Origin of the sequence: Collinsella sp. OM08-14AT (assembly GCF_003438115.1) — a bacterium.
Taxonomy (GTDB): domain Bacteria; phylum Actinomycetota; class Coriobacteriia; order Coriobacteriales; family Coriobacteriaceae; genus Collinsella.
Genome location: NZ_QSTE01000003.1, coordinates 46,052 through 56,918 on the forward strand (window position 1 = coordinate 46,052; position 10,867 = coordinate 56,918).

The 10,867-nt window shown below is 61.0% G+C and carries 9 protein-coding genes; 7 read left to right on the forward strand and 2 right to left on the reverse strand.

The window, feature by feature from the left end:
* Positions 1-2 precede the first annotated feature (2 nt).
* A complete protein-coding gene (locus DXC18_RS02835) occupies positions 3-641 on the forward strand; it encodes a metallophosphoesterase (protein ID WP_117629951.1) in 639 nt (212 codons plus the stop codon).
* Positions 638-1,363, forward strand: a complete 726-nt coding sequence (locus tag DXC18_RS02840; protein WP_117716265.1) for a metallophosphoesterase — start codon at positions 638-640, stop codon at positions 1,361-1,363. The genes DXC18_RS02835 and DXC18_RS02840 overlap by 4 nt, the downstream gene beginning before the upstream one ends.
* A 15-nt stretch (positions 1,364-1,378) precedes the next feature.
* Here the strand turns inward: DXC18_RS02840 and gluQRS are convergent, their stop codons facing one another.
* Positions 1,379-2,389, reverse strand: coding sequence for a tRNA glutamyl-Q(34) synthetase GluQRS (gene gluQRS, locus DXC18_RS02845; RefSeq protein ID WP_255413358.1), 1,011 nt, complete (start codon positions 2,387-2,389; stop codon positions 1,379-1,381).
* A 513-nt stretch (positions 2,390-2,902) separates the two neighbouring features.
* On the opposite strand from gluQRS, the gene DXC18_RS10405 reads away from it, so the two are divergent.
* A complete protein-coding gene (locus DXC18_RS10405) occupies positions 2,903-4,849 on the forward strand; it encodes a DUF2207 domain-containing protein (RefSeq protein WP_158551952.1) in 1,947 nt (648 codons plus the stop codon).
* 452 nt (positions 4,850-5,301) lie between these two features.
* Here DXC18_RS10405 and DXC18_RS02855 read toward each other — a convergent pair whose 3' ends face one another.
* Complete coding sequence (locus tag DXC18_RS02855) at positions 5,302-5,943, reverse strand: GNAT family N-acetyltransferase (RefSeq protein ID WP_117635615.1); 642 nt, start codon at positions 5,941-5,943, stop codon at positions 5,302-5,304.
* 276 nt (positions 5,944-6,219) lie between these two features.
* Between DXC18_RS02855 and purH the strand changes: the two genes are divergently transcribed.
* The 4 genes from purH (at position 6,220) to DXC18_RS02875 (ending at position 10,711) form a co-directional block, all read left to right on the forward strand.
* Positions 6,220-7,827 (forward strand): bifunctional phosphoribosylaminoimidazolecarboxamide formyltransferase/IMP cyclohydrolase, encoded by a 1,608-nt coding sequence (gene purH / locus DXC18_RS02860; protein WP_117716266.1) that lies wholly within the window; start codon positions 6,220-6,222, stop codon positions 7,825-7,827.
* Positions 7,828-8,078: 251 nt separating this feature from the next.
* A complete protein-coding gene (locus DXC18_RS02865) occupies positions 8,079-8,810 on the forward strand; it encodes a hypothetical protein (RefSeq protein ID WP_117629945.1) in 732 nt (243 codons plus the stop codon).
* 176 nt (positions 8,811-8,986) lie between these two features.
* Complete coding sequence (locus tag DXC18_RS02870; protein WP_117629944.1) at positions 8,987-9,658, forward strand: response regulator transcription factor; 672 nt, start codon at positions 8,987-8,989, stop codon at positions 9,656-9,658.
* Between the two features lie 9 nt (positions 9,659-9,667).
* Positions 9,668-10,711, forward strand: coding sequence for a sensor histidine kinase (locus DXC18_RS02875; RefSeq protein WP_117716267.1), 1,044 nt, complete (start codon positions 9,668-9,670; stop codon positions 10,709-10,711).
* The last annotated feature ends 156 nt before the right edge of the window (positions 10,712-10,867 follow it).

Here is a 10,867-nt window from a genome sequence, read left to right on the forward strand (position 1 = left end):
CCGTGATCTGGTTTACCAGCGATACACACTTTGGACACGAGAACATGCTGCGTCTCGCCGACAGGCCTTGGTCGAATGTTGCGCAGATGAACGACGCCATGGTCGCGAGCATTAATAGCAAAGTCGCTGCGGACGACGAGCTTTACATTTTGGGCGACTTCAGCTTTAAGATGACGGTCCAAGAGGCCTACGAGTTGCGTAAAAGCATCGTATGTAAGCACGTCCACCTGCTACCCGGCAACCACGACAAAGACTGGACGCAGCCTGCCGTAGCGGATGCTTTTATCGTCGAGCCGCCCATTTGCGTGCTCAAAATCGATCGGCAGAAAATCGTGCTGAGCCACTATCCCATGGTCGACTGGCAGGGCATGTCGCACGGCAGCTGGCATCTGCACGGGCATATCCATAGCTGCGGCGGCGCGTATAACAAGTTCAACCTTCGGCAGGGGCTGCTGCGCTATGACGTGGGCGTGGACGCCAACGGTTACGCCCCGGTAAGTTTGGATGAGCTCAAGTTATGGTTTGCGCAGGTAGACGAGCTGGTGCAGTGCGTTAAGTGGCCGTGGTGGGTCAACGTTACGGACGATGAACAGGTCGAGCGCGATCTCGAAGCCTATAAGAGGGAAGTGGTGATCCGATGACGGTCTATGTGACGGGCGATATTCACGGCGGCCTCGACATGCAAAAGCTGCGCGATTGGGACCTTGGGGATAGCCTGACGAGCGACGACTATCTGATTGTCGCGGGCGACTTTGGCTTTCCCTGGGATTTCTCTGCCGAGGAATGTGCCGACATCGCTTGGCTGGAGTCGCGCCCCTATACCGTGCTGTTCGTCGACGGCAACCACGAGCGTTTCGATCACTGGGCGGAGCGTCCCATGGAGCTGTGGCACGGTGGGCTGACGCAGCGTCTGTCGGATACCTCCCCCATACGGCGCCTGACGCGCGGCGAGGTTTTTGAGCTCGACGGCTCAACGATCTTTACCATGGGCGGCGCCACGAGCGTGGACAAAGGATACCACATTCCCTATTCCAGCTGGTGGCCGCAGGAACTGCCGGACGAGCGCAACTTTGAGGAGGCGCGGGCAAAGCTCGACAGCGTGGGTTGGAAGGTCGACTACGTGGTCACCCACACCTGCCCTACGCGCATGCTTTCGCCCACGCTTTATCCGGCACCCGGCTGGAATTCCCCCGCCGTTGATCGGCTTACGGCATTTTTCGATGAGCTGGAAGACCGCTTGGATTACAAGTGCTGGTATTACGGGCATTTCCATCGGGATGCCAACCCGGCCGAGCGCCATACCGTGCTCTACGACTGCATCGTTCGCCTGGGCGACGAACTCCAGCCCTGGGATGTTGCGTAGGGGTGGAGTGAGCGGCTACTCGGCCGTTACAGTGATGTTCTCCCGGTGTGCGCGGATAACGTCCCAGCTAAAGTGCTCGACCAGTTGCTCGGCAGAGCGCGGCGTGGTGTCCGGCACGATGCCCGTTTGCCCGGCGAGCCAGCCCAGCAGTGCCTCGGGTGTGCCAAAGCGGGCGCGGAGCTCTCCAAGGTCCAGATCGCGATCGCGCTTGGAAAGGCGGCGGCCGTCCGGTGACATGAGCAGCGGAATGTGCGCGTAGCGCGGCATGGGCAGCCCCAGCAGATGCTGCAGATAGATCTGGCGCGGCGTGGAACCCAGCAGATCGCATCCGCGCACGACCTCGGTGACGCCCATGGCGGCGTCATCGACCACCACGGCCAGCTGATAGGCAAACACGCCGTCGCTGCGGCGCACCAAAAAGTCGCCGCACTCAGTGGCGAGCGCCTCGCATTGGGCACCATACGTGCGGTCCACGAATTCGATCACGTCGTCTGCGAGATCATCGACGGTGGGCACGCGCAGACGCGTGGCTGGGGCGCGCAGAGCACTGCGGCGGGCGATTTCTTTGGCAGAAAGGTTTCGGCAGGCGCCGCGGTAGATGGGCGTGCCGTCGCTGGCGTGCGGCGCGCTTGCGGCGTGGAGCTCGGCGCGCGTGCAAAAGCAGGGGTAGGTGAGGCCGGCGTCTTGCAGACGGCGCAGGGCGTCCTCGTACAGATCCAGGCGATCGTGCTGGTAGTAGGGGCCTTCGTCCCAGTCGAGCCCCAGCCAGGTCAGATCGTCAATCAGTTGAGCGGCAAGTTCCGGGCGCTTGCAGCGATCGTCCAGGTCCTCGATGCGCAGCACGATGCTGCCGCCCTGGCTGCGGGCCGAAAGCCACGAGCACAGGCAGCTGAACACGTTGCCCAGGTGCATGCGGCCCGAGGGCGACGGGGCGAAACGGCCCACGACGGGTGCGGGGGCGGAGGCGGGTGGCGTCGCTGGCGCGTCCGCGGCGGGTGTTGCTATGTTGCGTGTTTTGATATCCATGCGGACGAGTATAGCGCGGGGCACGATGGGGAGGCGTCACTGTGGCCCGCAAGTTGTCGAGGCCCCGCATTGCGTATGGCGGCCGCAGACTCGGTGCCTTGATTCCTGTCCATCAACTCGGCACCTTAGACGACAGAAACCCCAGCAGCTCTTCGCAACTGCCGGGGTTTCCGCGGAAAAGGGGGACATAATCCTCGAGCGAACGGCAAAGGGGCAAACCGTTTCGCTCAACTGCTTTATGCCCCTCGGTTGGCGGCTCAATCAGCGCGGGCCGCGCCCACACAAAGCCGCTACACCTGTGACGGAGCTGTGAAGTGGTATCTATTGCCGGGGCGGGCTATGCCAAGGGTGCCCCTAATGACTGGTCATTTAAGAACGTTCCCAATGACTAGCTGCCGGGGTGCGGGCGTGACTTTCGTCCCGTTTGATACTCCGCTGGCCTAGATGTTCGTCATGTGCGCCCGCAAACGTGGGACAATGACGCTACTGGTACCACAGACAAAGGATGTGCCTATGAACGCCCCCGTTGCCCAGCCCTGTCGGCAGCGCCGCCTGTTTGCGCGGTTCGCTTCCGTCTGCGCACTCGTCGCGCTTGCGTTGTTGCTGCTGCCTGCCGTCGCGCACGCCGACGGCTACTCCATGAGCCAAACCTATATCGGTGCCACGGTTGAGGCCGATGGCTCGCTGACCGTTGTCGAGGGACGCCAGTTCGATTTCGACGATGACATTAACGGCGTGTATTGGGATATCAATACAGGCTCTAACCAGCAAGGCGGCTCGGTGGTCGTCAATGTGCTGAGCGTCGAGGAAGACGACACTGCGTTTAACAAGGTCGACAGCGCAAATAAAGGCGACGACGGCGTTTACACGGTGGAACAGTCCGACGACGGCGTAAAGATTAAGGTGTTCAGCCCTCACGAGAGCGGCGACAGCGCAATCTACTACGTGAGCTACACCATGACCGGTGCGGTTATGAACTGGGCCGATACCGCCGAGCTCTACTGGAAATTCGTGGGCGACGGCTGGTCGGCGGACTCCGATGACGTCGAGATGGAGGTCTACTTTGCAAATGCCGCTGCCGGGACGGCTGCCGTCAAGGGCGATAACTTCCGCGCATGGGGCCACGGCCCGCTGACGGGCGACGTGTCGCTCGATGCGGACGAGCCCATGGTCACCTATACCATTCCCTGCGTGCACCAGGGCGAATTCGCCGAGGCACGCATCGCCTTCCCTAGCGACTGGGTGCCGCAGCTTGCCGCTTCGGGCGAAGAGCGCATGTCAACGATCCTGAGCGAAGAGAAGGAATGGGCCGACGAAGCTAACGCCCGCCGTGAGCACGCGCGTGCGGTTGCCAGCGCGATTGCCGTGGTGTGTGTTGTTGTGGCGGTTGCCTATACCGGTGTAATCGTGATGCTCAAGCTGCGCAGGCCCAAGCCCAAGCCGCTCTTCCAGGACGAGTACTTCCGCGATGTGCCCTCCGCCGATCATCCCGCGGTGCTTGCAACTCTTATGAGCTGGAACGACGTGCCCGATCAGGCATATATCGCCACGCTGATGAAGCTGACCGACGACCGCGTGATCAAGCTGGAAGAAGCGACCGAGACCAAGAAGAAGGGTCTGCTCCGTCGCGAAAAAGAGGAGCAGACGTATCGCATCACAGTGACCGACGAGGCCTGGAAGGCTGCCAAGAAGGACGGCATCGATCGCGACGTGCTCAAGGTCTTCTTCGCTGGCGTTAAGCCCGATAAAGACGGCGTCCGTTCGCGCACGTTTAGCGAGCTGGAGGAGTATGCCAGCGAGCGTACTGAATCTGTTGGCGACAAGCTCGAGGACTATCAGAGCACGGTTAAGGGCAAGCTGGAGGAGTGCGAGTTTATCGCATCGGATGGCACTATCGCGATGGTGGCCGGCCTGGTTCTCGGCATCATCATTGTCTTTGGCATTTTGGGCTCTCTGTTCTATACCGACTTTGCGGACGCCAATGTCGGCGCCGCTATGATCTCGATCCCCGTCACGATCGTGGGCTTTGTCCTGAGCTGCACCTTCCGCCGTTACACGCAGGAGGGCGCCGAGGTGGCGGCTCGCTGCAAGGCGCTCAAGCATTGGCTCGAGGACTTTACGCGTCTGAAGGAGGCCGTCCCCAGCGACCTGATCTTGTGGAACAAGTTTCTGGTGATGGGCGTTGCCCTGGGCGTTTCGAAAGAAGTGCTGCGACAGCTGGCCGAAGCCGTGCCTGCGGACCTGCGCAACAGTGACGATTTCTACGACAACTACCCCTGCTACTGGTGGTATTACCATCACTACGGCAACGAGTCCCCGCTCGATTCGTTCAACGATGTGTACCACGAGACCATCCGCGAGCTGGCTTCGAGTTCCGATAGCTCGAGCGGCGGCAGCGGTGGCGGCTTTTCCGGTGGCGGCGGTGGCGGCGTCGGCGGAGGCGGCGGCGGAACGTTCTAGCGAGCGCTTGCTTTGGGGTGGATCTTTCTGGGCGGTTGCCAGGGAAGATTCATCCCATTTTTGTGCATCGAAACGGGTCAAACTTTCCGCTGAGGACCTTCGCGCAAGGGGCAGTGGACAAAAAATGCCAAATATGAGTACTGTTGCTGCGTTGGTCACATATGTTTGCACATAATAATGGGCTCCTAATGAGAGTACTTCTCGTTAGGAGCCCATTTTATTGAACATTTGGGGAGCTACGTCAGCTCATGCAGCTGGTCGTCATGCCTACAAGCGTCAAAAATGTCCCAAATCGCTGCTACTAAAAAGGTAACAGTACTCATATTTGATGTTTTTTGACCAGGGCTATCTACAAACCCCCTAGGCCACTCATTGGGGACAGACTTAAATGACTAGTTGTTGGGGATCAGTCATTGGGGACGTTCTTAAATGACTAGGTGTGGCTGCTTGGGCTAGGCTGTTAGGTCGAGTTCGTAGAGAAAGCTTTCACGCGGCATGGCGTGGCGGCGCTCTTCGCGGTTGGCGCGGTGCGTGGCCGTGCGCTTAAAGCCGTGCAGCTCGTAGAACTTCCACGAGCAGTTGGAGTCGGTGTACAGGTGCGCCCTCGTCGCTCCAAGCGAGGACAGGTGCGAGACTGCGGCATCGAGCAGAACCGTGCCAACGCCCAGGCCATGGACATCGCGATCCACGGCAAGCAGCGTGACCTCGTTGTCGTGCGGCAACGGGCTGCTCTCGAGCAGACGGTTGTTGGTTCGGATGGTTGCGCGTACAAACGAGAGATACTCGGCGCAGGCATCGGGCTCCAGCTCACGCATCTGCGATAGCAGCGCGCGTTCGGTATCCATCCAGTGTTCCTTAACGGTGGCGCCGGAGCTCTGTCCCGCACGCGCGAGCGAAATGCCACGCGCCTGACCGTCAATCACCGCAACCTGCGAAAACGTCGACGACGAAAGGCAGTAGGCAAGGTCGCACGCGGCCTCGAGGCGGTTGTACTCATCGTTATCCGAATTGTTATGCCAAAGCTGCTGCAGAATCAGCGCGATGGCGTCGAAGTCTTCGGTATCAAACGGTCGGTAGAGAACCCGCGAGACCATGGTGCCTCTTTCTTTTGCGGATGCATATCGAGCACAGTTCTACCACGCCATTGGCATCTAATTATGGTGCCCCTGTGTTCCATGAACTCACCGTGCCCGGTGCCGTGCCCATCCCCCCGCTCGTAAACTTTTTCTGCACAGCCGTGCGTTGCGGGATGCAACGTCGCGCTCGATGCGCTACATTGAATCAGTATTTTCAATGCCGCTGCGCGAGCGCTGCAGATCGACGTATCACCGACTCACAGAGCACGGCGGCGTACCAGACAGGAGGACTGCATGGGATCTGATGTGAAGATCGCACGCGCGTTGATCTCGGTTACCGATAAGACGGGCGTCGTCGATTTCGCACGGACGCTGGTTGACGACTTTGGCGTCGAGATCATCTCTACGGGCGGCACGGCTCGTGCCATCGAGGACGCGGGCGTTCCCGTAACCCCCATCGAGGAGTTCACGGGCTATCCCGAGATGATGGACGGCCGCGTCAAGACGCTGCATCCCAAGGTTCACGGCGCGCTGCTGGCCCGTCGCGATTCCGAGCAGCACATGCAGGAAGCCGCTCAGCACGGCATTAAGCTAATCGACCTGGTCGTCGTCAACCTGTACGAGTTCGAGAAGACCGTCGCCAACCCCGAGGTCACCTTTGCGGATGCCATCGAGCACATCGACATCGGTGGTCCCTCCATGCTGCGCTCTGCCGCCAAGAACGCCGCGAGCGTTACCGTCATCTCCGATCCGGCCGACTATGATGCCGTCCTGGCCGAGATGCGCGAGACCGGTGGCTGCACCACGCTTTCCACCCGTCGTCGCCTGCAGGTGAAGGTCTACCAGACTACCGCCGCCTACGACACGGCTATCTCCCGTTGGCTTGCCGCCCAGGCAAGCGACGTGGCGGACACCTCTGCCAAGCTCGAGATCTCGTTGGAGAAGGTCGACGACCTGCGCTATGGTGAGAATCCTCAGCAGAAGGCTACGGTCTACCGCTTTGCCGAGGGCTGCGAGAACACCGCGAGCTCGCAGTTCCCGCTCGTGGGCTCCGAGCAGATTCAAGGCAAGCCGCTCAGCTACAACAACTATCTGGACGCCGATGCCGCTTGGAACCTGGTGCGCGAGTTCGACGAGCCGGCCTGCGTGATCCTCAAGCATCAGAACCCCTGCGGCTCCGCCGTTGCCGAGGACATCACGGCTGCTTACGACCGCGCCTTTGCCTGCGATCCCAAGAGCGCCTTCGGCGGCATCATCGCCTGCAACCGCGAGGTCCCCTTTGAGCTGGTTGAGCACTTTGCCGATCAGAACAAGCAGTTCGTCGAGGTTATCATCGCCCCGAGCTACACCGCCGAGGCGCTCGAGCGCATGGCCAAGCGCCCCAACCTGCGCGTGCTGGCTACCGGCGGCGTGGACCACGGCGCCAAGGTGGAGCTGCGCTCCATCGACGGCGGCATGCTGGTGCAGGAGGTCGACCACGTGATCGAGGACCCCGCGACCTTTACGTTCCCCACCGACCGCAAGCCCACCGATGCCGAGATGGCCGAGCTCGAGTTTGCCTGGAAGGTCTGCAAGGGCGTCAAGTCCAACGCCATCCTGGTCTCCAAGGGCAAGGCCGGCATTGGCATGGGCCCCGGTCAGCCCAACCGCGTTGACTCTGCGCTGCTTGCCTGCGAGCGCGCCGAGGACTTCTGCGAGCGCGAGGGCGTGGAGAAGGGCGGCTTTGCCTGCGCAAGCGACGCGTTCTTCCCGTTCCGCGACAACGTCGACGTGCTTGCCGCACACGGCGTGACCTGCATCATCCAGCCCGGCGGCTCCAAGCGCGATGACGAGAGCATCCAGGCCTGCAACGAGCATGGTATTGCGATGGTCTTCACGGGCGCCCGCCACTTCCGCCATTAAGTAGGGAGGTGGCGCTGCGGCTTGCCCAGCCACCGCACCTTGCCGTTCATTCGTCGCTCGCGTACCCAAGTACGCGTCGCTCCTCTTTCACGGCAATCTGCGGCACCTGGGCAACCCTCGCCGACCTGTTAGGTTGACTGGGGAGGATGGGATGTTATCTCGTCCCTTGGACTGGCCTCGCTTCTAAAATAATCTCTGCAAAAGACGGCCGCTCCGTTTGGAGGGCCGTCTTTTTGGTATAAGAGGACGGAATGACTAACACGAAAGGTATGACCATGCCCCAGATTGATGATGCCGAGCTGTTTGGCAATGCCGAGGATCAGCGTGCGTACGAGGACTTTTGCGCCAATCAGGAGGCGGTCGAGAAGTTTACGCTCGACAAGCCCGCGCTTATCTGCCGTTGGCGCATGTCCAACAAAAAGGTGCCCATGCTCAACCGCCACATCCGTGCGCTATCCGAGCGCCTGGTGCAGGGCGAGCCGCTTACCCATAACATGCTCAGCTGGGCCAAGCAGCACGTTGAGTGGTCGCTTGCCGAAGGCGACTACACCGCACGCGACGGCGTGCTCATGCTGGTGATCGACATCAACGGCAACGCCGCCATGACGGTGGGGGAGTACGAGCCGCTCGCCGATACGTCGGCCAAGGCGCTGCGTGCCCGCTCTGCCGAGGCCCGCTCCGAGGCTGACGAAACTGGTGTGGCGCCCGAGCTGCTCGCCGCCGTCAACAACGGCGAGCTCGCCTTTGTGGCGCCGGCGGACGAGTTCCTGTGCGGCACGGCGACGCTCATCGAGCAGCTGGCCCAGACCAAGGGCATCTCGGTCACGCGCGTAGACATTCCCGCGCAGCTCAAGGGCGCTTTGTTTCTGGTGAGCGACGAGCACGGCGTGGTTCCCGCTGCCGATGCCGACGCCGCCGAGTCCGATGCAGCGACGGTCGCCTTTTTTGCCGACGGCTACGAAAAGCTCCGCGCCCGCCGCTAAATGATTTTTCTGGGACGGGGATTTTATAATCATTTGATCCCCGCACCCGTTGCGAGCGAGGGCGAGTCGGACCTTTCGTTCGCGAACAGTTCTGTCACCTTGTTGCCGCGCGAGGCGCGTGCCGGCGACTTCGCGGCGATAATGGCTGTAAGGCAACTAAGAGGGGAACGGAATCCATGGCGCTGATCTATATCGTTGAGGACGACGAGCCCATTCGTCGCGAGCTTGCCGACATCCTTGCCCGTGCCGGTTTTGAGGTCGAGGCCTGCGAATCGTTTGAGCACGTCTCGCGCGATATTCTCGCTGCCGCGCCCGACCTGGTGCTGCTCGACCTCACGCTTCCTGTCAAAGACGGCCAGCACATCTGTCATGAGGTCCGTCGCGAATCCGAGGTCCCCATCATCGTTCTCACGTCGCGCACGACCGAGATCGACGAGGTCATGGCTATGACGCTCGGCGCGGACGACTTTGTTCCCAAGCCCTACAGCGCGCGCGTGCTCGTGGCGCGCATCAACGCACTGCTGCGTCGCACCGCGGCGGCGGGCGAGCGCGGCACGCTCGTCCACAAGGGGCTGGAGCTCGATCTCGCTCGCTCCATGGTCACCAATACGCAAACCGGTACCAGCACCGAGCTCACCAAAAACGAACTGCGTATCCTCTCGCTGCTTCTGAGCCGCGCGGGCAAGATCGTTTCGCGCTCGGCCATCATGCAGGACCTGTGGGACTCCGACGCCTTCGTGGACGACAACACGCTCACCGTCAACATCAACCGCCTGCGTACTACGCTCGAAAAAATCGGCATCAAGGGGTATTTGACAACGCACCGCGGCCAAGGCTATTCGGTCTAGGGGTCGGCTATGTCGTTTGGCAAATTCTTTAAAGATGCGCTGCTTCCCGTCGCCGTGTGGGCGTGCGGCGTGCTGCTGAGCTGCTTTGTGCTGACGGTCGCCGGTGCTTCGACATCTATTGTGGTCGTGGCGGTCGGCGTGTCCTTTATCTTTGGTATGCTCGGCATCGTGATCGAGTACGCGCGCCGTCGTCGTTTTCTGCGCCAGCTGGAGCGTGCGGCAGAGGAGCTGGAGAGCCCCGTATGGGTGCAGGAGATGGTGCAATGCCCGACCTATGCCGAGGGCGAGCTCGAGTACGAGGTCTTGCGCCGGGTGGGCAAAGCTGCCTGCGACGAGGTTGCCGAAGGCCGGCGTCAGACCGATGACTATCGCGACTATATCGAGAGCTGGGTCCATGAGGCCAAGCTGCCCCTGGCGGCGGCCCATCTAATTTTGGAAAACCTGGACGGCAGCGAAGACGACCTGTCGCGTGTGGATGACCTGGGCCGTGAGCTGGCTCGCGTGGAACGCTATATCGACCAAGCGCTGTACTATGCGCGCTCGGAAGTCGTGGAACGCGACTACCTGATTCGCCGCTGGGATCTCAAGACCTTGGTGACGGGTGCGATTAAGGCCAACGCGCGCGAGCTCATTGCGGCGCACGTGGCTCCGGTGTGTGAGAACCTCGACTTCGAGGTCTTTACCGACGAGAAGTGGCTCGAGTTTATCCTGGGCCAGCTCATTCAGAACAGCATTAAATATGCGCGCGAGGACGGCGCGAAGATCGTGTTTTCGGGCGCGTTGTTGGACGAGGGCCTGGCGAGCGAGCGCATTGAGCTTACCGTTGCCGATAACGGCTGCGGCGTGTGCACGGCAGACCTGCCACGCGTGTTCGAGAAGGGCTTTACCGGCGACAACGGCCGCACCACCAAGCACGCAACGGGCATCGGCCTCTACCTGGTGGCGCGCCTGTGCTCCAAGATGGGCATCGACGTTACCGCAGCCTCCGACCCCGGCGAAGGCTTTGTCGTAACGTTTGCCTTCTCGACGAACAAGTTCCAATACTTTGAGTAGTCGGGCCGTCTTGCGGTGCGGATGGCTATGTTCCCGAACATGAACTTAGCTGAGGCAACTGGCGCTATGTTCCCGAACGTGAACATAACTATGAGGCTCAAATGAATCTCCCATAACAAAAAACGTGCCATAAAAAACGTGCCGCCCCGATCGGGG

Coding starts and splice junctions, on each gene's coding strand:
- DXC18_RS02875 (WP_117716267.1), top strand. CDS start 9,668: ATGTCGTTTGGCAAATTCTTTAAAGATGCGCTGCTTCCCGTCGCCGTG.
- DXC18_RS10405 (WP_158551952.1), top strand. CDS start 2,903: ATGAACGCCCCCGTTGCCCAGCCCTGTCGGCAGCGCCGCCTGTTTGCG.
- DXC18_RS02870 (WP_117629944.1), top strand. CDS start 8,987: ATGGCGCTGATCTATATCGTTGAGGACGACGAGCCCATTCGTCGCGAG.
- DXC18_RS02840 (WP_117716265.1), top strand. CDS start 638: ATGACGGTCTATGTGACGGGCGATATTCACGGCGGCCTCGACATGCAA.
- DXC18_RS02855 (WP_117635615.1), bottom strand. CDS start 5,943: ATGGTCTCGCGGGTTCTCTACCGACCGTTTGATACCGAAGACTTCGAC.
- DXC18_RS02865 (WP_117629945.1), top strand. CDS start 8,079: ATGACTAACACGAAAGGTATGACCATGCCCCAGATTGATGATGCCGAG.
- gluQRS (WP_255413358.1), bottom strand. CDS start 2,389: ATGGATATCAAAACACGCAACATAGCAACACCCGCCGCGGACGCGCCA.
- purH (WP_117716266.1), top strand. CDS start 6,220: ATGGGATCTGATGTGAAGATCGCACGCGCGTTGATCTCGGTTACCGAT.